Source organism: Pseudomonas neuropathica (genome assembly GCF_051174785.1).
Classification (GTDB): Bacteria; Pseudomonadota; Gammaproteobacteria; order Pseudomonadales; family Pseudomonadaceae; genus Aquipseudomonas; species Aquipseudomonas neuropathica_A.
The window spans coordinates 3,709,879-3,735,565 of sequence record NZ_CP195111.1 but is presented as its reverse complement, the minus strand read 5'-3'; the positions used below and the strand labels follow the sequence as shown (position 1 = coordinate 3,735,565).

Below are 25,687 nucleotides of genomic sequence, written 5' to 3'. Positions count from 1 at the left end.
TCCTCAGCCTTGGTACGAATCGCAGAAAGCTTGCGCTTCGGCGACGTCGAGGGTGCCTTCGTAGATCGCCCGGCCGGTGATGGCGCCGATGATGCCCGGCGCCTTGGCGTCGAGCAGCGACTTGATGTCACCCAGATTGTGGATGCCGCCGGAAGCGATCACCGGAATCTTGGTGGCAGCGGCCAGCGCAGCGGTGAACGGTACGTTGCAGCCCTGCATCATGCCGTCTTTGGCGATGTCGGTATAAACGATCGAGGAGACGCCGTCGGCTTCAAACTGTTTGGCCAGATCAATGACCTGCACGGTGCTGATTTCAGCCCAGCCATCGGTGGCGACAAAACCGTCTTTGGCATCCAGACCGACGATGATCTTGCCCGGGAACGCGCGGCAGGCCTCAGCGACGAAGGCCGGATCTTTAACGGCTTTGGTACCGATGATCACGTAGCTGACGCCAGCCTTGACGTAGTGCTCGATGGTTTCCAGCGAACGGATGCCGCCACCGATCTGGATCGGCAGGGTCGGATAGCGCTTGGCGATCGCGGTGACCACTTCGCCATTGACTGGCTGGCCTTCGAACGCGCCATTCAGATCGACCAGATGCAGACGGCGGCAACCGCCCTCCACCCACTTGGCAGCCATGCTCACCGGATCATCGGAGAACACTGTGGAATCTTCCATGCGGCCCTGGCGCAGACGTACGCAGGCACCGTCTTTAAGATCGATAGCGGGAATAATCAGCATCTGGCAAACCTTCAAATTTGAATGTTCAGCTTGGCTCGGAAATCAGTTTTTCTCGAGCGCCCACAGGTCGCTTTCGATGCTTTCAAACCGCTCTTTGAGGTGGGTCTGCACATCGAAAATCGCCCTGTTGTAATAGTGCGGAGCAATTTCGCGGGTAAACAGCTCAAGAATTTCCGTCGCTTCGAACGAACCCAGGTCCAGTTCGAAACGGTCTTCCATGAACCGCTGAATCTTGCGATTGGCCTCGTTCTCCTGTTCGGGAGTGAGGGTCAGGATCGGCGGTCTGGATTTCTTGGCAGCCATTTACCAGCGACCGTCCCACGCGGCGAAGTTCTGCAGCAATTGCAGGCCATGGGTATGGCTCTTCTCCGGGTGGAACTGCACAGCGAAACGCGAGCCGTCGGCCAGTGCCGCAGCGAAATCGACACCGTAATGACCGCCACCGACCACTTGCCGCGCGTTAGCGGCAGCGATGTAGTAGCTGTGCACGAAGTAGAAACGCGCCATGTCCGGAATGTCATGCCACAGCGGGTGGCTGACCTTCTGCTGCACTTCGTTCCAGCCCATGTGCGGGACTTTCAGGTGTTCGCCGTCTTCATGCAGGTCTTTGCCGAAGAACTTCACCGCGCCCGGAAACAGGCCGATGCAGTCGACGCCGTCGTTCTCTTCGCTGGTGTCGAGCAACGCTTGCATGCCGACACAGATGCCGAGGAACGGACGATCCTGACTGACTTCGCGCACCAACGAATCGAAACCGAGGCGACGGATCTCCGCCATGCAATCGCGAATCGCACCAACGCCCGGGAACACCACGCGGTCAGCTTCGCGAATCACGTTGGCATCGCTGGTGATCAACACCTTGCCGGCGCCGACGTGCTCGAGGGCCTTGGCCACCGAGTGCAGGTTACCCATGCCGTAATCGATAACTGCAACCGTCTGCATTACAGAACGCCTTTGGTCGATGGCATTTGCCCGGCCATGCGCTCATCCAGCTCGACGGCCATGCGCAGCGCGCGGCCGAAAGCCTTGAACACGGTTTCGATCTGGTGGTGGGTGTTGGTGCCACGCAGGTTGTCGATGTGCAGGCTGACCAGTGCGTGGTTGACGAAGCCCTGGAAGAATTCCTGGAACAGGTCAACGTCGAAGCCACCGACGGTGGCGCGGGTGTACGGCACGTGCATCTGCAGGCCTGGACGACCAGAGAAATCGATCACCACGCGCGACAGCGCTTCATCGAGCGGCACGTAGGCATGACCGTAACGACGGATGCCTTTTTTATCGCCGATGGCTTTGGCAAATGCCTGGCCGAGGGTGATACCGACGTCTTCCACCGTGTGGTGGTCGTCGATATGCAGATCGCCCTTGCATTCGATATCCAGGTCGATCAACCCGTGACGGGCAATCTGATCCAGCATGTGCTCAAGAAAAGGAACACCGATATCGAATCGGGCCTTTCCGGTGCCATCAAGGTTGATCGAGGCTTTGATCTGGGTTTCCAGAGTGTCGCGCTCGACAGACGCCTTACGTTCGGCCATCACCAGCTCCGCAAAATCATTGGGCGAAAAAGGCAGCCATTATAGGCACGCGGGGCCGAAACAGAAACACGAGAGGTGAGATGGCTGACGGATAGAACCCCCGGCTGTCGCGGGTAGACATGTCCATACAAGCCATTACAGGCAGCGCAAAAACGAATGTGGGAGCGAGCCTGCTCGCGAATGCGGGGGGGTCAGCCAACACTGATGTCGACTGAATCTCCGTCTTCGCGAGCAGGCTCGCTCCCACAGGTTCGGTGTTTATTCAGCTAACACCTTAGTGAAACAGTACCGCCGTCTTCTGCAGGGTCACCCACACCCCCCACGCCAACGGAATACCGACCACCAGCCACGCAGCGATTGCCAGCGGCTTGCTGCCCGGCGCGGCTTTCCACTCCAGAACGGTGCTGGCGTCAGCACCCTTGTCGTGGCCCAGCGCCTGTTCAGCAGCCAGTTCAGCGTCAGTCATGAAGTACTTGTCGGCCACCGGACGGACCATCAGGTTGCACAGGAAGCCCAGCACCAGCAGACCGGCAAGGATGTACAAGGTGATGTCGTAAGCGGCAGCGCGTTCAACGCCAATGCTCAGCTGATACTCACGCAGGTAGTTCACCAATACCGGGCCCAGCACGCCAGCGGCAGCCCAGGCCGTCAGCAAACGACCGTGGATCGCACCAACCATCTGCGTACCAAACAGGTCAGCCAGATACGCCGGAACCGTGGCAAAACCACCGCCGTACATCGACAGAATGATGCAGAACGCCGCCACGAACAGCGCAACGTTGCCCAGATGGCCCATGTTCGGAATCAGCGCGTACAGGGCAAAACCCAGGGCAAAGAACACGAAGTAGGTGTTTTTGCGGCCCAGGTAGTCCGAGAACGAAGCCCAGAAGAAACGACCACCGATGTTGAACAAGCTCAGCAGACCGGTGAAACCGGCAGCAATCGCCGCGATCGACGCCAGTTGCCCTGCATCGAGTTGGCCAAACGGCACATCGACACCCAGCAATTTGCCGCCGAACACTTCCTGCAGCAGTGGCGAAGCCATGCCGAGGATGCCGATACCGGCGGACACGTTCAGGCACAGCACCAGCCAGACCAGGCGGAATTGCGGAGTTTTCCACGCTACATTCACGTGCACGTGACGATTGGTGATCATCGCGTTTGCGGCTTTCTTCGCCGGCGCGGTCCAGCCTTCAGGTTTCCAGCCGGTAGGCGGCACGCGGTAAGCCAGAGCACCGCCGATCATGAACACGAAGTAGATCGCGGCCATGGCGACGAAACTCTGCCAGACGCCAACACCTTCAGCCGAGCCAAAGTGGCTCATCAGTGCAGTTGCCAGTGGTGCGCCGACCATCGCGCCGCCACCGAAGCCCATGATTGCCATGCCGGTGGCCATGCCGCGCTTGTCCGGGAACCACTTGATCAGGGTCGAAACCGGCGAGATATAGCCCAGACCCAGACCGATACCGCCGATCACGCCGGAGCCGATCCACATCAGCCAGATCTGATGGGTATAAATACCCAGCGCCGAGATCAGCAGACCACCGCACCAGCACAGTGCCGATACCACGCCAGCCTTGCGAGGGCCTGCGTGTTCGAGCCAGCCACCCCAGATTGCTGCCGAGCAGCCGAGGAAGATGAAGAACAGCGTGTAGATCCAGCCGAGCATGGAGATCGGCCAGTCGCATTGCGACGAGAACACTTGTGCGATGAAACTCATGTCCGGTGCGCAAGCCACCGGAGCAGTAACGCCCAGCGCCTTGGACAGCGGCAACCAGAACACCGAGAAGCCGTAGGCCATGCCGATGCACAGGTGGATGGCCAGAGCGGCCGGTGGAACCAGCCAGCGGTTGAAACCGGGCTTGGCGATGATGCGTTCCTTGGACAGGAACGCAGGCTGGTCGGCGCGAAGGCCGTCCGCCGTGATGCTCGTGCTCATTGTGTATCCCCCAATTATTAGTATGGTTCGCCAGCCACTGTTCACCCCCGGCCTTTATGCACGCAGGCATGACCGTTTTTTTGGGTGAAGCTCCTTGAAGGCGCGACGTTAAGTCGCAGAAGGACGGACGAACCGGCGAAGGTTACCATTTGCACGTGACAGAAAAACCAAACTGATATCACCTTTTTTCTGTCATCTGTTCTCGTACCACCAGGAAAACGCCATGCCGATCATTGTCCAAGCCTTGAAAGACGCCAGTTATCAGGATCAACAGGATCTGCAGAAGATCTATCGCGACGCCCCTGAATGGCTGTTCGCTCCGTTTTCCGGGGAGGCAGGGCTGATCGAAAGCGCCCTCGCGGACGGGAGTTTTATTGCCGGACGTTTCAACGACCGCCTGCTCGGTGCCGGCATTCTGCAAAGGCACCACGATGTCTGGTACTTGTCCCATTTATGCGTACGAAAAGTTACCCGTCGCCGTGGGGTTGCTGAACGGCTGGTGAACCAAGCGCAGAAAATGGCGTCGCAAGCGGAGGCCGAACTGCGTCTGCTGGCACCTGCCGGGCATCTGGAGGCTCAGGCACTCGCCGCTAGCTTGCAGGTACCGCTCGATGTCCTGCCAACATGACGTCACAGCGAACCGGGCGGTTGCGGCGCTATACTCCCCGGCTAAATTACGAATTCGACTAACTACAAGGACTCGCCCATGAAAGCGTTCGGCAAAATCCTGGGTCTGGTACTTCTCGGGTTGTTGCTGATCATTGTGGCGGCAGGTTTTGCCCTGACCCACCTCTTCGATCCCAACGACTACAAAGACGAGATCCGCCAGATAGCCCGTGACAAGGCCCACATCGAGCTGACGCTCAATGGCGATATCGGCTGGAGTCTGTTCCCGTGGCTCGGCCTGGAATTGCACGAAGCCAGCGTCGCCACCCTGATCAATCCGACCGAACCGTATGCCGATCTGCAGATGCTCGGCCTGTCCGTGCGCGTGCTACCGCTGTTGCGCCGTGAAGTGCAAATGAGCGATGTGCGCGTTGAAGGCCTGAACCTGCGCCTGAAACGCGACAAGAACGGCCACGGCAACTGGGAAGACATCGGCAAGGTGCCTGTCCCGGCGGGTGCAACGCCGCCAGCCGCTACGCCGGGCCAACCGGCCAGCGAACCCCCTGTTGCGGTGGAAAAACCGCCGCAGCCGATTCGCCTCGACATCGACAGCTTGACCGTTAACAACGCTCGCGTTGAATACAACGATGAGCTGACCGGCAAGCAATTCAGCGCCGAAAGCATTCAACTGAGCACCGGCCCGGTACACGACTCCACCAACATCCCGGTGAAAGCCACGGCATTCCTCGGCACCAACCAGCCCGTCCTGCGCGTGCGTACCGAGCTAACCGGCGAGCTGCGCATCGAGCGCGCACTGCAACGCTACAGGTTCGAAGACCTGAAACTGTCCGGCGAACTGGCCGGCGATCCGTTGCAAGGCAAAACCATGACATTCGCGGCTCAGGGCCAGCTATCCCTGGACAAAGCCGCGAACGTCGCTGAATGGACCGGCATCAAGATCTCCGCCAACCAGTTGCGCGCCTTGGGCGAACTGAAAGCCAACGACCTCGACAAAACTCCGCAGATCACCGGCGGCATCTCTATCGCCCAGTTCGATCTGGCGAAATTCGTCGACAGCATCGGTCAGAAACTGCCGGCCATGGCCGAAGGCAGCCTGAGCAAAGTCGAACTGGTAAGCCGCGTTGCCGCCACGCCAAGCAGCATCGCTTTCGACAATATCAATCTGAAACTGGACGACAGCAGCTTCAGTGGCCGCATCGCCGTCGAGGATTTCGCCAAGCAATCGCTGCGGGCGATCCTCAAGGCCGACACCTTCAATGTCGACCGCTACCTACCGCCGAAGTCGGCGCAAGCCAACAGCGCCACGCAAGTGCGTCAGGCCGAAGTCGCCAGCACCGAAGCCGATGCCATGGCCGGTGCCGGTTCCACGCCACTGCCGGACAAACCAAGCAAAACCGCCTGGAGTACCGAGCGCCTGTTGCCGGTTGAACGCCTGGCCAAACTCGACGTCGATGCCGACCTGACCTTTGGCCAGTTGACCCTCGACAAACTGCCAATTCAGAACGCCGCACTGAAAGCCACCGGCCAGGGCGGTCTGTTGACCCTGACCAACCTGAGCGGCGAGTTGTACAACGGCGGTTTCGCCGCCAATGGCACCCTCGATGTGCGCCCGAGCGCGCCTGTACTCAACCTGCAGACCAAACTCAATCGCGTGCCTGTAGAAAAAATCCTCGAGAGCCAAAGCAAGAACCCGCCAGTCAAAGGTCTGGTGACCCTCACCAGCAACGTGACCGGCAGTGGCAACAGCCAGCAGGCGCTGATCGACACGCTCAACGGCAACGCCAGTTTCGTGATCAACAACGGCGTGCTGCTCAACGCCAACCTTGAGCAGCAACTGTGCAAAGGCATCGCCACCCTCAACCGCAAAACCCTCAGCGGTGAGCCGCGGGGCAAGGACACGCCGTTCCAGGAACTCAAGGGCAACCTGACCTTCCGCAACGGCATCGCCAGCAACCCGGATCTGAAAGTGCGCATCCCTGGCATGACCGTCAATGGCGACGGTGATATCGACCTGCGCGTGCTCGGCATGGATTACCGCGTCGGCATCGTCGTCGAAGGCGACACCAGCTCCATGCCGGACCCGGCCTGTCAGGTCGGCGAGAAATTCGTCGGCATCGAATGGCCGCTGCGCTGCCGTGGCCCACTGGAATTGGGCGCCAAGGCCTGCCGCGTCGATAACGATCGCCTCGGTCAGGTCGCGAGTAAACTGGCTGGCGACAAGCTCAGTGAGAAGATCGACGAGAAGCTCGGTGACAAGGTCAGCCCGGAACTGAAGAACGCATTGAAGGGGCTGTTCAAGCGATGAGAGCGGAGCAATTTTCCACGGCGGTGCTGGATTGGTTCGACCGCCACGGCCGCCACGACCTGCCTTGGCAGCAGGACATCAACCCGTATCGGGTCTGGGTGTCGGAGATCATGCTGCAGCAAACCCAGGTCAGTACCGTGCTCAATTACTTCGACCGTTTCATGGCCGCGTTGCCAACGGTTGAAGCGCTGGCCCAAGCGCCGGAAGACGAAGTGCTGCACCTGTGGACCGGGCTCGGCTACTACACCCGTGCACGCAATCTGCAGAAGACCGCGAAGATCGTCGTCAGCCAGTACGGCGGCGAGTTTCCCCGTGACGTTGAAAAGCTTACGGATCTGCCGGGCATTGGCCTGTCCACCGCTGGCGCCATCGCCAGTATCAGTATGGGGCTGCGCGCGCCGATCCTCGACGGCAACGTCAAACGTGTGCTGGCGCGTTTTACCGCGCAGGAGGGCTACCCCGGCGAGCCGAAGGTCGCCAAACAGCTGTGGGCCAACGCTGAGCGCTTTACGCCGCACGATCGGGTCAACGCCTACACCCAGGCGATGATGGATCTCGGCGCCACGCTGTGTACGCGCAGCAAGCCGAGTTGCCTGCTGTGTCCGCTGGAGCGTGGCTGCGAGGCGCACATGCTCGGCCTTGAAACCCGCTACCCGATCCCCAAGCCGCGCAAAGCCATCCCGCAGAAGCGCACGCTGATGCCAATGCTCGCCAACGACGACGGCGCGATCTTGCTTTACCGTCGTCCCTCGAGCGGTTTGTGGGGGGGGCTGTGGAGCCTGCCGGAACTCGATGACCTCGACGACCTGCAACATCTTGCCGATCAGCACTCGCTGACCATGGGCGAGCAGCAGGCGCTGCCGAGCCTCGTCCACACGTTCAGCCATTTCCAGCTGTCCATCGAACCCTGGCTGGTTCAGGTGCAGGAGGCCGCCCATCACGTGGCCGAGGCCGACTGGCTCTGGTATAACCTCGCCACCCCGCCGCGCCTGGGCCTCGCCGCCCCGGTCAAAACCTTGCTCGAACGCGCGGCCGCCGTATTGAACGCAGGAGAGTCATCATGACCCGCACCATCATGTGCCGTAAGTACAAAGAAGAACTGCCCGCGCTGGAGCGCGCTCCTTTCCCGGGCGCCAAAGGTCAGGATATTTTTGACCACGTCTCGGCCAAGGCCTGGGCTGACTGGCAGAAACACCAGACCCTGCTGATCAACGAAAAGCGTCTGAACATGATGAACGCCGAAGACCGCAAATATCTTCAGGGCGAAATGGACAAGTACTTCTCCGGCGAGGAATACGCCAAGGCTGAAGGCTACGTTCCGCCTGCAGAGTAAACCCTGCAAAATCGGGGGTCGGATCGTAAGCGACGGAATTAATTTAAGAAATTTTAAAAAAGTCGTTGACGTAAATCCGAAAAACCCTTTTAATGCGCCCCGTTGCCCAGATAGCTCAGTCGGTAGAGCAGGGGATTGAAAATCCCCGTGTCGGCGGTTCGATTCCGTCTCTGGGCACCAAATACCGAAAACCCTGAATCGCAAGATTCAGGGTTTTTTTATGCCTGCGATTTGGTAAGCCGTACTTCATCCCCTCTTCCAATGCTTTTGCTGGCCATTATTTTGATGTTAGGCTCAGCCAGCTTTTTCCGGCAGGTCATTGCTGACTGTCGAAAATAATCGCCGGGCACTTCAGCCCGGATGACCAGCGTTTAACGCATTACCCGAATAACGCACTCCGCGCCCTGGAACCCTCGGAACCTACCGAGGCGATTGCTGGCAGCAGGAGAGTTGCGTCTGCGAGCAGGATCGCTCGCAGAACTAAGCCCCCTCATAAAGTTGTCATGGAGGACAAGACCTCAGCGCAGGTCATCTGCTGTTGTTTCAGCTGTCAGGCAAGCGACAGCAAACACCGACGAGGCATTCAACACTTGGTTTGAACTGTCGCGTCGCAGCGCCCTGTGCCCTCCCGAAAAAACCAGACCTGTATCAACTCGCCCACGTCCGGATCTGTGCGTGCGCTCGGCACGCATTGCATCATCGAAACAGCCAACAGCTCCCACAAAAAATATAACGGGAGCGGATACGACAGGGATGTAAACAATGACCGAAGCCCTACAACAAACCAATAAAACCGTTGAGTCTTTAGTTGAACAGGAAGTCAGAACTTTCAGTTTTGATACGCAACAAGCCAAGCTGCTGCACAAGTTCTCCGAAGAACTGGCAGGCATGGGCGGGCCACAAGCCGCAGGCGCAAAGTCCAAAGCCTCGCTAGCTGCGACTGAGTTGAAGTTTTCGTTTTCCAGGGATCAATCGGAACTGCTTGGCGCTTACTCCGACGGCCTGGTTTCCCTGATGATCTTTGAGGGGATGCAAGCATTCACCGACACTAGCCCTCCGGATGAACTGCCCGACCTGGTCGCTCTGGAGAATCGGCACGACGTACTGTGTCTGGCGGCACGCAATCAGATTCTGTTGAAACTGGTGGATAACAGCTCCTTTGCCTACGACATGGACAACGAAGGCAAACTGGTCCGACTCGTCGCCAACTTCAAGGGCGGCGGACTGACCAAAATCAATGACGAACCGGAAATCAAAGAGCTCAGCTCCCATTCCGGCCTCGCGCTCGGCCCGCACACCGAGGCGCCGTACTGGTGCGCCGTCAACGCGAAAGACGGGCACTCGCCCTCGCCTTCGTCGTTGATTCTATCGGCGCTGTGGAATCCAGGCCTGGAGCCAACCTCGGTGATTCCGTTGCCACCTCTGCTGGACGAAATCGGCGTCACCGGATGCCTCGCACTGACGACAGGCAGCTTTCAGTTCACCCGCAGCGACTCTTTCGTCAACGGCAAGGGCGAAGATGGCCGCAATGTTTCGATTCTGGAGTTCGATGACAACGTCGGATTCGCCGCGCGATTCAACTCGTACCGTTTTTCGGTCAACGACAACGCCTCGGACTTTGTAAAAGAGGCGTATTCCGCGCTTTGCCAAAGCGTGAGTAAGGCAACACCGGTGCAATACACGCTGACCCAAGAATCGGCCATGGTGATCAATAACGTCCGCGCCCTGCATTGTCGCGATGTCATCAAAGACAATCGACGTGTATTGGTGCGCATCTTCGGCCTGTCGAAGTTCTCGTCCCCGATTGTCATCTCAGACGATCCGCTGCTGATACAGGGTTGATATTCGCTGCACGCAAAGCTGTTGAATGGCCAGTCATGTGAATGGCTGGCCAATAACTACAAAAAGGGAAAATGTAATGGCTTGGGATGTAATTGGCATGTTGGCGCTCGTGGCTTTTTGCGCCGGTTTTTTTGATGCGATTGCCGGGGGGGGCGGATTGATTACTTTGCCTGCCTTGTTTCTGGCCGGTGTCGACCCGATCAGTGCGATTGCCACAAACAAGTTTCAGGCCGCGTCGGCCACTATTTCGGCCACGGTCACTTTTGCCCGCAAGGGCATGATTGAATGGCGCGAAGGACGCTTCCTGGTTATCTGCGCATTCCTGGGTGGTGCCAGCGGGGCACTGTTGGTCAGTTCGATTGATAAGCGCTATCTGGAAGTGTGCGTGCCCGTCATGCTTATTCTGGTGGCGATCTACTTTGCGCTCTCGCCGAAGCTGGCCAATGAGGATCGACGCAAACGAATCGGCATTCTGCTGTTCTCGTTCACTGTGGCGCCGATCCTGGGCTTCTACGACGGTATCTTCGGTCCGGGTGTAGGTTCGTTCTTTATCGTCGGCTTCGTGCTGCTTTGCGGGCTTGGCATGATGCGGGCCATGAGCTTCACCAAACTGGCCAACGCCTCCTGCAATCTGGGTTCGCTATCAGTCTTCATCACCAAAGGCGTGATCATCTGGCCGATTGCGATTGCCATGGCGCTGGCGGCCTTCCTCGGCGCACAACTGGGCGCAAGGGCCGCCGTCCGGGTCGGCCCGCGCTTGATCAAGCCCATGTTGATCGTGGTTTGCTGCGCCTTGGCGATCAAGCTTCTGAGCGTGGAGACCAATCCATTGCGCGTGGCAGTCCTGCACACCCTGGCAGCCTTGTGATCAATCGGTTGGCGCTGACCGGCGCGTCTCGACTTCGGTCTCGATTGCAGTTCGACGAGGCGCCAACCGGCCCTGAGTTTTTCTTTGCGCAGACCTTCACGGGCTACCAATTGGAAGGTCGCGTATTGGCCGGCTCCGCCGCGCAAGCGTCAATGCCGAAGGTGCTGGCCATTCACGGCGCTCGCTCTGACTATTCGCGACTCAACGCCATCCTGTACCCCTTGCAGGCGCAGGGAATTGCCAGCCTGAGCTTCAACCTTTCCGGCCACGGCCCCAGCGCCGATGTTGCCCTTGAAGACACTTCACTGGCGCAGAACCTTCAGGAGGCCTTGCAGTTTGCCGATCATCTTGGCGCCGAACTCAGCACAGTGATCGGTCACAGTCTGGGGGGCGCACTGGCGCTAAAGGTGGCGCAGGCGCATCGCGCTTCAGTCAGACGCATCGTGCTGTTCTGTCCGGCCCTGTACGCGGAGGCGGCCTGGCAGCAACCGTTTGGTCCACCGTTCAAACGTGCCATTTCTGTGCCTTACGGTTTTCTTGACTCGCCATCGCTGGATTTCCTGCGCACGTTCGACGGCGAGGTCTTGCTGGTGATCGGCGAATACGATGGCCTTCAGGCCACTGCTTTTGGCGGGATCGCCGGGACGTCTGCCGGAACGCAGCAAATGGGCGCGCGCGCGATCAACAGCGCGATTCCGTACGAAGTCATCGAGGCTGTTGAAAAGAGTCTGGCCCCTCATCAGTTCAGAAAAATCATGCTGCCGGGCTGCGACCATGCTGTATCGACATGGCTCAGGGAAAACCCGCTGCCCGCCGCAGAGTTGGCGAACGAGATAGCGCGGTTCATTAATGCCTGATCGCCACTTTACCGCCACAATGGAAAACAGGTCACAAGCGTCATGAACCAAAGGAAAACCCGCGTCCCCCTGCCCCACCCGCCGCCCTATCGCCCAAGTCGCGTGACTTACTGGCTGACTGTTCTCGCTGCTCTGCTGATTACTTTCGCCATTGGGTTGTCGATCTGGATGCTGGTCGACAGCTGGATCACCGGCTCTATCACCACCAATAATCGCGGCCCGCGCAGCACTTACACCCTGGCCCTGCAACCACGGCAGTTCTGGTTCGAGTTTGTCTGGCAGAGCGTTGGCACAGCTTTTCTACTGGCAGTGGGTGTGTTCGGCGTGTGGATCTATCGCATAGTGCAAGAGCCCGTGCACACGCCGAAGAGCAAGCGCCGCGCAAAAAAACCTAGAGCGTATTGATGTAATCGATCGGCAGCAGAACCGTATCCAGCGCGGCATCCACTGGCAGAGATACAACGGTGATGACCGGACAGACAATCATCATGTAACAGACGATCGCCGCCGGCATGCCATCGCTGCCGCCGCCACGCACGCCCAGCAGGTGAAGGTTGCCATCAACCCCTCGGTAATACTGGGCATCGGACAAACCGTCATTCAAACGCCCGATAAACGTTCCGCAGCCGGCCAACTGCAACACGAGGCCAGCAACACAAACAGCACGCAAAATCCCTTTCAAACCAGCGCTTCCCTACGTCACAAAGATGAGGCGCGGGATTGTACCCGCGCCTCGGCTTCGCAATCACATCCATCGCTATCCAGCGTCATTCCAGTGGAACACCAGATTTCGCGGAACGCCTGCACCAACGTCTGTCACGTCGTGCCGCGTTTCGCCTTTACGCGTCGCCACCACCGTGTACTTGCCGGGCGGCAACTGCACGTACACCAGCGGTCCTGTCTGGTTGAGCGTCAGTACGGTTTGCCCCGGCGACTTTTGAATCATCACATCGACATCAGCGGTGTACTCGTCTTGCGCGCCTACTGCGAACGTCATGTGCAGGTTGTAACCGCTGGTTTGTCGAATGGCCTTCGCTTCATCCTCGCCGATCCCGCCGGCCACATAAGTGACGCCGTTCTGTTGTTGCTGCTGAACTTGCACGCCCGCACTGTCGATGGGCTCAAGACTGGCTGCCTGCAACATCACCGGAAACAACAGTGCAGCGACAGCAGCGATGGGCAGCATGAATGAAAGAGCGCGTTTCATGATCACGACTCCCGGGTTCTTGTAGAACCCAACCGTTACTCCTTTTAGATTTTGCGTATCGGGGCGGGTTTTAGATTGTTTGGAACTTGGCACGTGTACGAAATGGACTACAGACCATTACTCTCTGAAGCATCTTTCAGCGGCAACGTCCTGCAACATCAATCCCTTCTTCCCTCCCATATCACCGGCTCGCCCGACATACCCGCACGGCGACCCTTGGCATGCTTTGAGGCCTGTTTCCAACGATGTGGAAGAGCCGATGAGCCCGTTAAAACCTGCTGATACGCAAGACCCGAAAATCGATTCGTTGCTAGGGGAGTTGGGCGAACTGATTCGCCAGGCGCGGCAAAAAGTGCTGCGTGCGGTAGATACGATTCAAGTGCAAACCTGCTGGCAGATCGGCAGGCATATTGTCGAGTTTGAACAGCAAGGCGCACAGCGCGCAGGCTATGGCAAACAGTTGCTGGCGTTTTTGGCGAAGGATCTGACGGCGCAGTTCGGGAAGGGGTTTGACGCTTCCAACCTGCGTTATATGCGCCTCTTTTATCAGGCGTTTCCAATTCGTGACGCACTGCGTCACGAATTGAGCTGGACCCACTATCGTCGACTTCTGGGCGTGACCAATGAAAAAGCCCGCCATTGGTACATGAACGAATGTGCCAGCCTGAACTGGTCAAGCCGCGCCCTCGACCGCCAGATCCTCACGCTCTACTACGAGCGGCTTCTCATGAGTCGCGACAAAGCCGATGTGATCGAAGAAGCCACCGCCAATATCGAAGCGCTGAAATGCAACCCGCGCGAGTTCATTCGCGACCCCGTCATGCTCGAATTTCTGGGTCTGCCCTCGGCAGGCAAGGTCAGGGAAAGCGGTCTCGAACAAGCTCTGATCGACCATCTGCAGGGCTTTCTGCTAGAGCTGGGCAAAGGCTTTTCCTTTGTCGCCCGCCAACAACGCATAAGTACCGACGGCGTCGATCTATACATCGATCTGGTGTTCTACAACTACCTGCTCAAATGCTTTGTGATCATCGATCTCAAACGCGGCAAGCTCAGCGCCCGCGATGTCGGGCAGATGGACATGTATGTGCGCATGTACGACGAACTCATGCGCAGCGAGGGTGACAAGCCGACAGTCGGGATTATTCTGTCTGCCGAGAGCAACGATTCGGTGGCGCGCTACTCAATGCTCAAGGGCAATGAGCAACTGTTTGCCAGCAGTTACAAGACGATCCTGCCGAGTGAAGACGAGTTACGCGCAGAACTCAATCGCGAACAGGCCTTGATCGAAGAGCGCATGCTCACTCAATCCACTGAGTAAAATTTGCGGATTGTTGCCGGGCGGCGGGGAGACTATCGTTGTCAGCTTATTCTTCTAGGTCGAGCGTCACGAGCTGTCAGGACACGCCCGCAAGGCAAGACATGCAGTCAAGGTCGCCGACCTTGACTGCCGAGCAAAGTGAGCCTTTCAAAGAAGCTGCCGCCGACGGCTTTGCAATTGGCGGTTTCATCTGGCGTCATTCCCTGCCCGATAGCCAGCGCCCAGTGGTCATCATCAACGCCGCCACTTCAGTGCGCTGCCGCCACTACTCGCGCTTCGCGGCTTACCTGTTCGCCAATGGTTTTGACGTGATGACCTACGACTACCGAGGCATCGGCGAATCGCGCTCCGTGTCGATCAAAGGCTTGAATGCTTCGTGGACAGATTGGGGCGCCGTGGATTTCGAAGCGATGCTCAAACGCGCGCAACGGGAGTTTCCCGGTCAACCCATTGACGTGGTCGGTCACAGTTTTGGCGGTTGCGCGGCAGGTCTGGGCGAGTCCGGGCGGGTTATCCGACGGTTGGTAACGGTCGGCGCGCAGTTCGCTTACTGGCGCGACTACGCGCCGGAACATCGCTGGCGGATGTTCGGCAAATGGCACGTCGTGATGCCGTTGCTGACGCTGTTCTGCGGCTTCTTCCCCGGCAAACGACTCGGCTGGCTGGAAGACACGCCGACGGGCGTAGTGCGCGACTGGAGCACGCCTGCCGCGCGTTACGAACGGCGCCCAAGTGGTCGCGCGCTGATGAAAAAGACCGGCGCCCTGCCCTTCGCCAATGTCCGCGCACAGACTCTGGCCATCAGCATCAGCGACGATCCCTACGGCACCATTCCAGCCATCGAACGCCTGCTCGGCTACTTCAGCAACGCGGAAAAAACCCACCTGCGCATCGAGCCGAAGGACATAGACGAACAACAAGTCGGACATTTCGCCTTTTTTCGCAGCGCATACCAAGCCACACTATGGCCCATCGCTCTGACCTGGCTGCAAACCGGCGCACTGGCCCCCGACACACCCGGGCGGCACGTCCCACGCAGCTGAGCCCCTCTCAACGCACGATGGAACACATCATGGCCTCCGCCAACAAGCAGCAAAAACGCGCCACCCGGGCTAAAGCCAAGGCCAAGCAGAACCGCACCAAGCGCGCCGAGGCGCCGGTCGAGCTGGACCCGAACGACGACCGCATTGATTTTGAATCGGTGGACCTGACCGAGCTGTTCAAGAAAATGATCGACGCCGAAAAGATCAGCCAGCAAGCGCTGTGCATCGCGTTCCTCGAAGACCCGCTACTGGAACTGGTCTACGAGCAGGAAGGCGAAGAAGGCGCAATGGATTTCATCCTTGCCGCGCTGATCGAGTATCGCCAGTGGTCGCAGGAAACCGACGAGGCTGGCGCGCTGGCGTGGATCGAATCCCCGGCCTTCCAGGCCGACTATGTGGCGGCGTCCGACGCGATCGCCGCGCAAACCCAACAGAAGAACTGAGTTCCCATGGCATCCCTGAACAAGCAACAGAAACGCGCCAAACGCGCCAAGGCCAAAGCCAAGCAAATCCGTATGGTCGGCCGCAAGCCGCTGGAACAGGACGAAGACCTCGACCACCTCGCCGAGCCGATTCCGGAATACACCCTGGCGATGTTCAGCAAAATGCGCGACGCCGAAGCCATCAGCCGCAACGAGATGCTGCTGACCCTGCTGCGCGAACTGGCGTTCGTCATCGTTGACCATCCAGAGCTGCTGGACATGGAAAACGCCGACAACGAAGGCATGGCCGCCACCCACCTGGCCGCCGACATGCTGATCGACTATCGCATGTGGGCCGAAGGCGTAACGATCGAAGAGGCCCAGGCCTGGCTGAGCGAGCCACAGTTCATCACCGATTTCGGGGTGGCGCTGGATGCTTATGGCAAGTCGGTAGAGGCACAGGAAGACAAGAGCGAATAAACCCCGCTCACAAACAAAAACGGCCGCTCGTCATCACTGACAGCGGCCGTTTTGCATTACGCGTTACGAATCAGTTCAACACCACCGCGCCACGTTTTTCCAGCTTGCGACGGCGTGCCACCAGCAAACCGGCAGCCACCACCATCAGGCTCAGCAGGCCAGTCGCGAGGATCTCCACACGATGCGCTTCCTGGAACAACATGATGGTCAGGGCCGCGACGATGAAGATGATCACCGCGTAGGTCAGGCCCGGGAACAACCACATGCTGAAAACGATTTTCTCGCCGCGCGCCATGCGTTGTTTACGCATACGCAGTTGCGAGAAGGCGATTACCAGGTACACCAGCAGCGCGATAGCACCGGAGCTGGCCAGCAGGAACTCGAACACTGCGGCCGGGGCCACGTAGTTGGCGAAGGTGCACAGGAACGCGGCGCCGGTGGACAGCATCACCGCCCAGTAAGGCGTACCGCTTTTGTTCACCCGCGTCGCCATGGCCGGTGCATCGCCACGCTTGCCGAGGGAGAAGAGCATGCGCGACGAGGTGTACAGCGCCGAGTTCAGGCAACTGGTCACCGCGACCAGCACCACTATGTCGACGATCATCTTGGCGTTCGGGATGCCCATGCGCTCAAGCACGGTCTGGTAGGAACCAAGATTGGCCAGCGTAGGATCGTTCCATGGCACCAGGGCCACAACGATGAAAATCGATACGAGGTAGAACAAACCAATCCGCCAGATCACCGAATTGGTAGCCTTGGAGATTTGCTTGCCCGGGTTCTTCGATTCCGCAGCCGCGATGGTTACGATCTCGGTACCCATGAAGGAGAACATGGTAGTCAGGATTGCGCCCAGCACCGCGCCCATACCGTTTGGCAAGAAGCCGCCACTGTCGAACAGGTGCGAAACGCCGCTGACCTGGCTGTTCGGCAGGAAGCCGAAGATCGCCGCCAGACCGAGCATGATGAAGCCGATGATCGCCAGCACTTTGATCAGCGCGAACCAGAATTCGAACTCGCCGTAATTCTTCACGCTGAACAGGTTGGTGATGGTCAGCAGCAGGGTGATGACCAGCGCGAAGGCCCAGATGCCGACGTCTGGGAACCATGCGTGCAGGATGGTCGCAGCGGCGTTGGCTTCCAGCGGAATCACCAACACCCAGAACCACCAGTACAACCAGCCAATGGTGAAACCAGCCCAATGCCCGATGGCACGGTCGGCGTAAGTCGAAAACGAACCGGTGTCCGGCGAGGCAACAGCCATTTCGCCGAGCATGCGCATCACCAACACTACCAGGGTACCAGCGGCAGCATAAGCCAGCAGCACGGCAGGGCCGGCAGCAGCGATGGCGTGGCCGGAGCCAACGAACAGACCGGCGCCGATCACACCGGCGATCGACAACATGGTCACATGACGCGGTTTGAGCCCCTGTTCGAGGCCATTGGAGCTTGGGGTACTGCTCATCGAAACTACCTTTGCGAGGAAAGCGATTCAGTCCGTCCTGTCTGGCGTGTTCTTTCTCGTAAAAAGAAACCAACAGGGCGTTCCGGATTCTGCACGCAATAAATGCGCCAAAATGTTTCAAAGTCTTCTGGCTCGGGGCTTTGCGCGCGACCGGACAGTCATCGCAAGTCCTTGAGATTAATGGCTATTCGCCAGAGCGTTACCCTGCGACTCACTTTCAGGACGATTTCGCGCACCAGAAACACACTGAAAAAGTGTGGGATGCACAATAAAAGGGCGAATCAGGAACGTTCGGCCGGATAGCGCTTCCAACACCCCGCCAAAGCTGGCAACATCGCGCCTTTTTTTACGCGACACCCACGGGTTTGCACGATCAAACACCCGTTCGGTTGTTGATGGGGCGACAGTCTGCTGTGCCGATGCGACAACCTGCCACATGCCACCCGTTAACCGCTCGTAGCGCTGTTGGCTGCCATTGAATCGCTATGCTAGCTTGGCCGCCTCGCCAGGAAGGCCATCCAACAGCAGGAGCGCAACATATATGAGGAACGCACATGGCTGAGGCCACGCCCGCGCTTGAAATCCGCAACTTGCATAAACGCTACGGACAGCTTGAGGTGCTCAAAGGTATCTCGCTGACCGCCCGCGACGGCGATGTGATCTCGATCCTCGGTTCCTCCGGTTCCGGCAAGTCCACGTTCCTGCGTTGCATCAACCTGCTGGAAAACCCGCACCAGGGCCAGATTCTGGTGGCCGGTGAAGAACTCAAGCTCAAAGCCGCCAAAAATGGCGAACTGGTTGCCGCCGACGGTAAGCAGATCAATCGCATGCGCTCCGAGATTGGTTTTGTATTTCAAAACTTTAATCTGTGGCCGCACATGAGCATCCTCGACAACATCATCGAAGCACCGCGTCGCGTGCTCGGCCAGAGCAAAGCCGAGGCGATCGAAGTCGCCGAAGCGCTGCTGGCCAAGGTCGGCATCGCCGACAAGCGCCACGCCTACCCGGCGCAATTGTCCGGCGGCCAGCAACAACGCGCGGCGATTGCCCGTACGCTGGCGATGCAACCGAAGGTGATCCTGTTCGACGAACCCACCTCGGCGCTTGACCCGGAAATGGTTCAGGAAGTACTTAGTGTCATCCGCGCATTGGCTGAAGAAGGCCGCACCATGCTGCTCGTGACCCACGAAATGGGCTTTGCCCGTCAGGTCTCCAGCGAAGTGGTGTTCCTTCACCAAGGCCTTATAGAAGAGCAAGGATCGCCTCAGCAGGTGTTCGAAAACCCGCTTTCGGCGCGCTGCAAACAATTCATGTCCAGCAACCGCTAACGGAGCAACATGCATGCAGAATTTCAAGAAGGTCTTCCTGGCCGCCGCCGTCACCCTCGCGTTCAGCGCCGGTGCCATGGCTGAAACCCTGAAGATGGGCATCGAAGCGGCCTACCCGCCGTTCAACAACAAAGACGCCAGCGGCAACGTGGTCGGCTTCGACAAAGACATCGGCGACGCCCTTTGCGCGAAGATGAAAGTCGAGTGCACCGTGGTCACTTCCGACTGGGACGGCATCATCCCGGCCCTGAACGCGAAGAAGTTCGACTTCCTGATCTCCTCGCTGTCGATCACCGAAGAGCGCAAAGGCGCGGTCGACTTCACCGACCCGTACTACTCGAACAAGCTGCAGTTCATCGCACCGAAAAACGTCGACTTCAAAACCGACAAGGACTCGCTCAAGGGCAAGACCATCGGGACCCAGCGTGCCACCCTGGCCGGCACCTGGCTGGAAGACAACTACGGCGATGACATCAAAGTCAGCCTCTACGACACCCAGGAAAACGCCTACCTCGACCTGACTTCCGGTCGCGTCGACGCGATCCTCGCCGACAAATACGCCAACTATGACTGGCTGAAAAGCGACGCCGGCAAGAACTACGAGTTCAAAGGCGACCCGGTCGAGGACAGCGACAAGATCGGCATTGCCGTGCGCAAGGGTGACAACGAACTGCGCAACAAGTTGAACGCCGCTCTGAAGGAAATCGTCGCCGACGGTACCTACAAGAAGATCAACGACAAGTACTTCCCGTTCAGCATCTACTGATCCTGACCTGTGGGACTGGCGCCGTGATGCAACGGCGCCGGCTCCCGACTTTGCCTGCCGCAATTTGAACAGAAACCCATGATTATCGACCTCTACGGATTCGGCCCGGCCCTCGCTGCCGGCGCGCTGATGACCGTCCAACTGGCCCTCACGGCCCTGTGCCTGGGCCTGGTGCTCGGCCTGCTCGGCGCCTTGGCCAAGACTTCCCCGTACAAGCCGCTGCAATGGCTTGGCGGCACTTATTCGACTCTGGTGCGTGGCGTCCCGGAATTGCTCTGGGTGCTGTTGATCTACTTCGGTACGGTCAACCTGATGCGCGCCCTCGGTGAGTTCTTCGGCAACCCCGACCTGCAGCTCAACGCCTTCGCCGCCGGCGTGATCGCCCTCGGCCTGTGCTTCGGCGCCTACGCCACGGAAGTGTTCCGTGGTGCGATCCTCGCCATTCCCAAAGGCCACCGTGAGGCCGGCCAGGCCCTGGGCCTGTCGAAATGGCGGATTTTCACCCGGCTGATCATGCCGCAAATGTGGCGCATCGCCCTGCCCGGCCTGGGCAATCTGTTCATGATCCTGATGAAAGACACCGCGCTGGTCTCGGTCATCGGTCTGGAAGAAATCATGCGTCACGCACAAATCGGCGTGACCGTGTCGAAACAACCGTTCACCTTCTATATGGTCGCCGCGATCATGTACCTGGGCCTTACCGTGCTTGCGATGACCGGCATGCACTTCCTGGAAAAACGCGCCGCTCGCGGCTTTGCGAGGAGCGCTTAATGAACTGGGAAGTCATCATCAAGTGGCTACCGAAACTGGCGCAGGGCGCGACCCTGACCCTAGAACTGGTGGCCATCGCCGTGATTGCCGGTCTGTTGCTGGCGATTCCACTGGGCATCGCCCGCTCTTCGAAGCTGTGGTACGTGCGCTCGCTGCCTTACGCCTATATCTTCTTTTTCCGTGGCACGCCGCTGCTGGTTCAGCTGTTCCTGGTTTATTACGGCCTGGCGCAGTTCGACGCAGTGCGTGAAAGCGCGTTGTGGCCGTACCTGCGCGATCCGTTCTGGTGTGCGACCGTGACCATGACGCTGCACACCGCTGCGTATATCGCTGAGATTCTGCGCGGTGCGATCCAGGCGATTCCGCCGGGTGAGATCGAAGCGGCGCGAGCGTTGGGTATGTCCAAGCCAAAAGCGATGTTCTACATCATCCTGCCGCGTGCCGCACGCATCGGCCTGCCGGCCTACAGCAACGAAGTGATCCTGATGCTCAAGGCCAGTGCGCTGGCCAGCACCGTGACTCTGTTGGAACTGACCGGGATGGCGCGTACGATCATTGCCCGCACTTATTTGCCGGTGGAGATTTTCTTCGCGGCGGGCGTGTTCTATCTACTGATGGCTTACGTGCTGGTACGCGGCTTCAAGCTGCTGGAGCGCTGGCTGCGCGTCGATGCCTGCCAAGGGCGCTGACATTTCCCACGTGCTGACGGGCGAGGACTTACTCGCCCGCTTCACGGCGCTGGATGCTTTTTTGATTGAGCATCAGGCGCTGTGGAAACCTCGACCGTTCACTCATCTTTCGCTTGATTGGGAAGCGTCCTACCCGGAGTTGGCTTTATGGCTACGGGGAAGGTCACTGGAAGACGCGGAAAACGCTCATAACTCCCCTGCTGATCTTGTCGATGCGCCGGAGCCGTTCGCTTCATTGGCGGCGTTGTCGGCTGAGTTGAGCGCGGTCGGCGAGTTGCCGGGACATGCGCTGGAAGCTGCGGGCCATCGACTGAATGTCGATGTGCCGGGGCGTAAGTGGCAGCAGATCGAGGCGTTTGCCAGTCGCTTGTCTTTTTCCTCGCAGCCGATCCACTGGCTGGACTGGTGTTCGGGCAAGGGGCACTTGGGTCGACGTTTGTTGAGTGAAGGGCAACAGCTAACTTGCGTTGAGTATGATCCGGCATTGGTCGCCAGCGGTCAGGCTTTAAGCCAGCGCCATCACCTGCACGCGCTGCATATCGAACAGGATGTGCTGGCAGCAGACGCCTCGACCGTTTTGAGCGCTCAACACACCCCGGTCGCCCTGCACGCCTGCGGTGATCTGCATGTGCGATTGATGCAACTGGCAAGCGCTGCCGGATGCAAGTTGATGGCCATCGCCCCGTGCTGCTACAACCGGATCAATAGCAACGAGTACCAGGCGTTGTCCTCCGTCGGTTTGCGATCCGTCCTTCAGCTCTCGCTCGAAGATCTGGCTCTACCCATGAGCGAAACCGTCACCGCCGGTGCACGGGTCCGACGTCAGCGTGACACCTCCATGGCCCGGCGCCTGGCTTTCGATTTGCTGCAACGGCAAGTACGTGGGATAGACGAATACCTGCCCACCCCGTCCCTGCCGAGCGCCTGGTTGGAGAAAACCTTCGCCGATTACTGCCGCGATCTGGCAGCGCTGAAAGAGTTATCCACAGTCGGCTCGCCAGATTGGTCGAAACTCGAAGCCACCGGCTGGCAGCGGTTGGCCGAAGTTCGTAACCTCGAATTGCTTCGCGGATTGTTCCGACGACCACTGGAGCTTTGGCTGAATCTGGATCGGGCACTTTTCCTCGTCGAACAGGGATACGTCGTACGTCTCGGCACCTTTTGCGACACCTCACTCACACCTCGTAATTTACTGCTGCTCGCCGAACGCGCTTAAAACCTTACAGCCTGTGGATAACTCTGTTGATGGATTTGTCGTGGATCCAATATCTGCGCCTGTTTCGTCACCTTAACGACGCTGGTCATTTTTTGTTCACATAACTAAAGAAACCGTAAAACAGGGATTTACGAACAAAATGAGAATGGGTTCACAAAACCTCGCCTAAGCCAGTCCTCGCGGCTCTCAGTTGTGCATAAGCTGCCATTCAAAAGGACATAACCGCCGAATAATGGGCTTACCGAGCGAATAATTGCGGCGCTCGAGAAAAGCCGAAATTCAACTGTGCACCCTGCAAAACAGCCCTATATTGCATAAGGCGCAAATCCTACGTTGCGCACTGCGCAGGGCTTAATTTGCCGCGATGCAAAAATAGTCTGAATTCAGGGGTTTACAGGATCTTCCCAATCGCTATAATCGTCGCCCACAACGCCGGTATAGCTCAGTTGGTAGAGCAACTGACTTGTAATCAGTAGGTCCCGGGTTCGACTCCTGGTGCCGGCACCATACAAGGTTCCAGAGAAGGCTTTCAAAATCTCTGGACCCCCCGAAAAACCCGCCTTCTGGCGGGTTTTTTCGTTTTGGCGTTCCATAGGTTTCCGTCAGAAATTGGTGGATTCCAACCGTTTTAGGGGTAGTGTTAGGGGTAAGGTAATTCGATAAAGGGGGAGTACCCTTATGTCGCGCACCACTGCTCCACTCTCCGATTCGGCTTGCCGCTCAGCCAAGCCCACCGACCGCGCTTACAAGCTTTTCGACGGCGACGGCCTCTACCTTCTAGTCCAACCCAATGGCCGTAAAGGCTGGCGTCTCAGGTATGTAAAACCTGATGGCCGCGAAGGACTGACCTCGTTCGGCAACTACCCCGTGGTCGGCCTCGCCGATGCTCGCAACAAGCGCCTGGAGGTCAAGCGGATGCTGGCGGAAGGTATCGACCCCATCGAGTCCAAACATCAAGCCAAGACGCAAGCCACAATCCGAGGCCGAACCTTTGAGGACGCAGCCTTGGACTGGCACAAAGCGATGTCTGCCAAATGGGCTCCGGGCCATGCCAAGACGGTCCTGAGCCGCCTTAAAACCCATGTCTTCCCGCTGATCGGCGCTCGCTCTATTGTCGATCTGGACACCCATGACCTGATGCAACCTCTGGAAGCGATCCAGAAGCGCGGCACGATTGACGTCGCTTTGAGGGTACAAAACTACCTGCAAAGCATCATGCGCGAGGCGAAACGTGCTCGACAGATCGCGGCAAACCCTGCCTCCGACCTTGAAGGTTTGATCAAAGCCCCGAGGGTGATTCACCGCCCTGCTTTACCCTTATCGCGTCTGCCTGAATTGCAGGAGCGTATCGACACCTACAGAGGCCGCGCACTTACCCGCCTGACGGTCATGCTCTCGCTGCATGTGTTCGTCCGCTCCAGCGAACTGCGCTTCGCCCGCTGGAGCGAGTTCGACCTCAAGCGCGGCACCTGGGAAATACCTGACACTCGTCCAGCGTTGGACGGAGTACCCTTTTCAACAAGGGGTACGAAGATAGCCGGGGACATCCACCTTGTACCCTTATCGCCGCAAGCCGTGGCCCTGCTTGAACAGATCCACGCCCTCACCGGCAAATTCGACCTGGTGTTTGCAGGCGATGCCAAGCCCTGGAAACCCATGTCCGAAAATACCGTGAACAACGCGCTACGGACGATGGGATACGACACCAAAACCGATATCTGCGGACATGGGTTTCGTTCGATGGCCTGCAGCGCACTGATCGAGTCAGGGCTGTGGTCGGAGACCGCCATTGAAAGGCAAATGAGCCACAAGGAGCGCAACAACGTCCGCGCCGCTTACATCCACAAGGCCGAGTTCATCGAGGAGCGCAGGCTGATCATGAACTGATGGAGCCGGTACCTGGAGGCCAACCGGCAGGAGCATGTTACTCCACACGAATTCGCCAACCAGATTGGAGATAACGTTACTCGGATAAAGGCGAAGCCTGGCATTGGCGCAGAGAGGAGGAATTGATATGGATATCTCAACCGCACAAAGCATCAAGCTCGCCATTGTGTCGGCAACCGGACTGTCAAAAGACGCGCTGCATATTTATTTGGGCATGGCGATCTATTTAACGTTGATCGTCGGCACCCGACGATTCAGGCCATACCTTGGCTGGCTGGTTGTTTTCATCATTGCGTGCGCTGGCGAGTGGGTAGATCGGCGAGACGATATTGGAAGCTTCGGATACTGGCGCTGGCAGGCAAGCGCTCACGACGTTCTCAACACGTTATTTTGGCCGACGGTGCTAACACTGCTTTGGCTTTTAAAGTGCCGCAGTAAAGTAAGCGTACATCCGTAAGACTCACAAAACGAAGCCCCTGCAGAAATGCAGGGGCTTTGTTGTTTCTGGGGTTTTTCCATCCCAAATGAAAAACCCCCGACAGCAATCGCTGTCGGGGGCTTTCTACAATCCTACGCAGCCTCAACCGAAAGCAAAATCCGACGCCCAAGCTGCAGCAAAGCACGCTCGACATTCTCGATCTTGGAGTGATGCAGGAAATCGACTAACCGATCTACCTGAGGCCGTTGTACACCCAAGCGTCGTGCCAGTTCAGCTTTGCTGACCCCAGACTCCAGAAGCGTATTCCACAACGCAACCTTTGCCGCAGTCAGTGCAGGCAGCCGCAACACCGCGTCACTTTCCTGCTCCCCCGCATCACCTGTTGGAATCAATCGACGATCATCAACGTAGATCGACAGAGCGGTCTCGATGGCATCGATAGCACTGTCGAGCGCCTGTTCAAGGGTGTCGCCAACGGCGTGCATCTCTGGAATTTCTGCGCAGGACAACCAGACACTGTCCGGCTCTTCATGAACTTCCAACGCATATTCGAACATCACGATTCCTCTCATGGGGTACAGCTGAGGAGAATTGGAGACAGACCACGTTCTT

The 25,687-nt window shown here is 58.3% G+C and carries 27 protein-coding genes, 2 tRNA genes and 1 pseudogene; 21 read left to right on the top strand and 9 right to left on the bottom strand.

The features are described from left to right. Positions 1-3: 3 nt before the first annotated feature. The 5 genes from hisA to ACRRSD_RS17015 all read right to left on the bottom strand — a co-directional run bounded on the left by hisA (position 4) and on the right by ACRRSD_RS17015 (position 4,215). On the bottom strand, positions 4-741 hold the full coding sequence (hisA, locus tag ACRRSD_RS17035) for a 1-(5-phosphoribosyl)-5-[(5-phosphoribosylamino)methylideneamino]imidazole-4-carboxamide isomerase (protein ID WP_003220753.1): 738 nt from the start codon (positions 739-741) through the stop codon (positions 4-6). 42 nt (positions 742-783) lie between these two features. After that, positions 784-1,044 carry a DUF2164 domain-containing protein gene (locus ACRRSD_RS17030; RefSeq protein WP_435034379.1) on the bottom strand — a complete coding sequence of 87 codons (261 nt, stop codon included), beginning with the start codon at positions 1,042-1,044 and terminating at the stop codon, positions 784-786. Beyond that, entirely contained in the window at positions 1,045-1,683 is a 639-nt protein-coding gene (gene hisH, locus ACRRSD_RS17025) for an imidazole glycerol phosphate synthase subunit HisH (RefSeq protein WP_075947168.1), read from the bottom strand. Further along, the gene (hisB, locus tag ACRRSD_RS17020) at positions 1,683-2,276 is read right to left on the bottom strand and encodes an imidazoleglycerol-phosphate dehydratase HisB (protein WP_007909204.1); all 594 of its coding nucleotides are present in this window, start codon (positions 2,274-2,276) and stop codon (positions 1,683-1,685) included. Before hisB ends, hisH begins: the two co-directional genes overlap by 1 nt. A 274-nt stretch (positions 2,277-2,550) precedes the next feature. Continuing rightward, a complete protein-coding gene (locus tag ACRRSD_RS17015) occupies positions 2,551-4,215 on the bottom strand; it encodes an OFA family MFS transporter (RefSeq protein ID WP_038359954.1) in 1,665 nt (554 codons plus the stop codon). Positions 4,216-4,438: 223 nt separating this feature from the next. Here ACRRSD_RS17015 and ACRRSD_RS17010 point away from each other — a divergent pair, with 223 nt between their 5' ends. From ACRRSD_RS17010 to ACRRSD_RS16970, 9 genes are all read left to right on the top strand, one after another. Beyond that, positions 4,439-4,843 (top strand): acetyl-CoA sensor PanZ family protein, encoded by a 405-nt coding sequence (locus ACRRSD_RS17010; RefSeq protein ID WP_435034378.1) that lies wholly within the window; start codon positions 4,439-4,441, stop codon positions 4,841-4,843. Between the two features lie 78 nt (positions 4,844-4,921). Beyond that, entirely contained in the window at positions 4,922-7,147 is a 2,226-nt protein-coding gene (locus ACRRSD_RS17005) for an AsmA family protein (RefSeq protein ID WP_435034377.1), read from the top strand. Continuing rightward, a complete protein-coding gene (gene mutY, locus ACRRSD_RS17000) occupies positions 7,144-8,211 on the top strand; it encodes an A/G-specific adenine glycosylase (RefSeq protein WP_435034376.1) in 1,068 nt (355 codons plus the stop codon). The genes ACRRSD_RS17005 and mutY overlap by 4 nt, the downstream gene beginning before the upstream one ends. Further along, positions 8,208-8,480, top strand: coding sequence for an oxidative damage protection protein (locus ACRRSD_RS16995; RefSeq protein WP_008024947.1), 273 nt, complete (start codon positions 8,208-8,210; stop codon positions 8,478-8,480). Before mutY ends, ACRRSD_RS16995 begins: the two co-directional genes overlap by 4 nt. A gap of 104 nt (positions 8,481-8,584) precedes the next feature. Next, a tRNA-Phe gene (locus ACRRSD_RS16990) sits at positions 8,585-8,660 on the top strand. 582 nt (positions 8,661-9,242) lie between these two features. Continuing rightward, a complete protein-coding gene (locus ACRRSD_RS16985; RefSeq protein ID WP_435034375.1) occupies positions 9,243-10,322 on the top strand; it encodes a hypothetical protein in 1,080 nt (359 codons plus the stop codon). Between the two features lie 76 nt (positions 10,323-10,398). Then, complete coding sequence (locus ACRRSD_RS16980) at positions 10,399-11,190, top strand: TSUP family transporter (RefSeq protein WP_007909181.1); 792 nt, start codon at positions 10,399-10,401, stop codon at positions 11,188-11,190. After that, the gene (locus ACRRSD_RS16975; RefSeq protein ID WP_435034374.1) at positions 11,187-12,047 is read left to right on the top strand and encodes an alpha/beta hydrolase; all 861 of its coding nucleotides are present in this window, start codon (positions 11,187-11,189) and stop codon (positions 12,045-12,047) included. Before ACRRSD_RS16980 ends, ACRRSD_RS16975 begins: the two co-directional genes overlap by 4 nt. Before the next feature lie 42 nt (positions 12,048-12,089). Continuing rightward, positions 12,090-12,452: a hypothetical protein gene (locus ACRRSD_RS16970; RefSeq protein WP_435034373.1), complete on the top strand. Its 363-nt coding sequence runs from the start codon at positions 12,090-12,092 to the stop codon at positions 12,450-12,452. On the opposite strand, the gene ACRRSD_RS16965 is transcribed toward ACRRSD_RS16970, so the two are convergent. Together ACRRSD_RS16965 and ACRRSD_RS16960 are read right to left on the bottom strand one after the other, a co-directional pair. Beyond that, entirely contained in the window at positions 12,439-12,729 is a 291-nt protein-coding gene (locus ACRRSD_RS16965) for a YceK/YidQ family lipoprotein (RefSeq protein WP_435034372.1), read from the bottom strand. The genes ACRRSD_RS16970 and ACRRSD_RS16965 overlap by 14 nt on opposite strands. Before the next feature lie 75 nt (positions 12,730-12,804). After that, complete coding sequence (locus ACRRSD_RS16960; protein WP_435034371.1) at positions 12,805-13,254, bottom strand: carboxypeptidase regulatory-like domain-containing protein; 450 nt, start codon at positions 13,252-13,254, stop codon at positions 12,805-12,807. A gap of 259 nt (positions 13,255-13,513) precedes the next feature. Between ACRRSD_RS16960 and ACRRSD_RS16955 the strand changes: the two genes are divergently transcribed. The 4 genes from ACRRSD_RS16955 (at position 13,514) to ACRRSD_RS16940 (ending at position 16,517) form a co-directional block, all read left to right on the top strand. Further along, positions 13,514-14,572: a PDDEXK nuclease domain-containing protein gene (locus tag ACRRSD_RS16955; RefSeq protein ID WP_435034370.1), complete on the top strand. Its 1,059-nt coding sequence runs from the start codon at positions 13,514-13,516 to the stop codon at positions 14,570-14,572. A 101-nt stretch (positions 14,573-14,673) separates the two neighbouring features. Continuing rightward, a complete protein-coding gene (locus ACRRSD_RS16950) occupies positions 14,674-15,615 on the top strand; it encodes an alpha/beta hydrolase family protein (RefSeq protein ID WP_435034369.1) in 942 nt (313 codons plus the stop codon). Positions 15,616-15,644: 29 nt separating this feature from the next. After that, a complete protein-coding gene (locus tag ACRRSD_RS16945) occupies positions 15,645-16,058 on the top strand; it encodes a hypothetical protein (protein WP_435034368.1) in 414 nt (137 codons plus the stop codon). 6 nt (positions 16,059-16,064) lie between these two features. Further along, positions 16,065-16,517, top strand: coding sequence for a hypothetical protein (locus ACRRSD_RS16940; protein ID WP_064117023.1), 453 nt, complete (start codon positions 16,065-16,067; stop codon positions 16,515-16,517). 70 nt (positions 16,518-16,587) lie between these two features. Here ACRRSD_RS16940 and gabP read toward each other — a convergent pair whose 3' ends face one another. After that, positions 16,588-17,979 (bottom strand): GABA permease, encoded by a 1,392-nt coding sequence (gabP, locus tag ACRRSD_RS16935; RefSeq protein WP_435034367.1) that lies wholly within the window; start codon positions 17,977-17,979, stop codon positions 16,588-16,590. Positions 17,980-18,533: 554 nt separating this feature from the next. On the opposite strand from gabP, the gene ACRRSD_RS16930 reads away from it, so the two are divergent. The 8 genes and pseudogenes from ACRRSD_RS16930 (at position 18,534) to ACRRSD_RS16895 (ending at position 25,093) form a co-directional block, all read left to right on the top strand. Then, on the top strand, positions 18,534-19,307 hold the full coding sequence (locus tag ACRRSD_RS16930; protein ID WP_401042926.1) for an ABC transporter ATP-binding protein: 774 nt from the start codon (positions 18,534-18,536) through the stop codon (positions 19,305-19,307). Between the two features lie 13 nt (positions 19,308-19,320). Then, entirely contained in the window at positions 19,321-20,073 is a 753-nt protein-coding gene (locus tag ACRRSD_RS16925; protein WP_435034366.1) for an ABC transporter substrate-binding protein, read from the top strand. 78 nt (positions 20,074-20,151) lie between these two features. Continuing rightward, positions 20,152-20,844, top strand: coding sequence for an ABC transporter permease (locus tag ACRRSD_RS16920; protein WP_007909165.1), 693 nt, complete (start codon positions 20,152-20,154; stop codon positions 20,842-20,844). Continuing rightward, on the top strand, positions 20,844-21,533 hold the full coding sequence (locus ACRRSD_RS16915; RefSeq protein ID WP_007909164.1) for an ABC transporter permease: 690 nt from the start codon (positions 20,844-20,846) through the stop codon (positions 21,531-21,533). Before ACRRSD_RS16920 ends, ACRRSD_RS16915 begins: the two co-directional genes overlap by 1 nt. After that, positions 21,514-22,749, top strand: coding sequence for a methyltransferase (locus ACRRSD_RS16910; RefSeq protein WP_435034365.1), 1,236 nt, complete (start codon positions 21,514-21,516; stop codon positions 22,747-22,749). The genes ACRRSD_RS16915 and ACRRSD_RS16910 overlap by 20 nt, the downstream gene beginning before the upstream one ends. A 431-nt stretch (positions 22,750-23,180) precedes the next feature. After that, positions 23,181-23,256 (top strand) — tRNA-Thr (locus ACRRSD_RS16905). A gap of 171 nt (positions 23,257-23,427) precedes the next feature. Then, positions 23,428-24,762: pseudogene (locus ACRRSD_RS16900) on the top strand (tyrosine-type recombinase/integrase). A 1-nt stretch (position 24,763) separates the two neighbouring features. Further along, positions 24,764-25,093, top strand: coding sequence for a hypothetical protein (locus tag ACRRSD_RS16895; RefSeq protein WP_072434748.1), 330 nt, complete (start codon positions 24,764-24,766; stop codon positions 25,091-25,093). Positions 25,094-25,206: 113 nt separating this feature from the next. Here the strand turns inward: ACRRSD_RS16895 and ACRRSD_RS16890 are convergent, their stop codons facing one another. After that, positions 25,207-25,632: a type II toxin-antitoxin system HicB family antitoxin gene (locus tag ACRRSD_RS16890; protein WP_435034364.1), complete on the bottom strand. Its 426-nt coding sequence runs from the start codon at positions 25,630-25,632 to the stop codon at positions 25,207-25,209. Positions 25,633-25,687 lie beyond the last annotated feature (55 nt).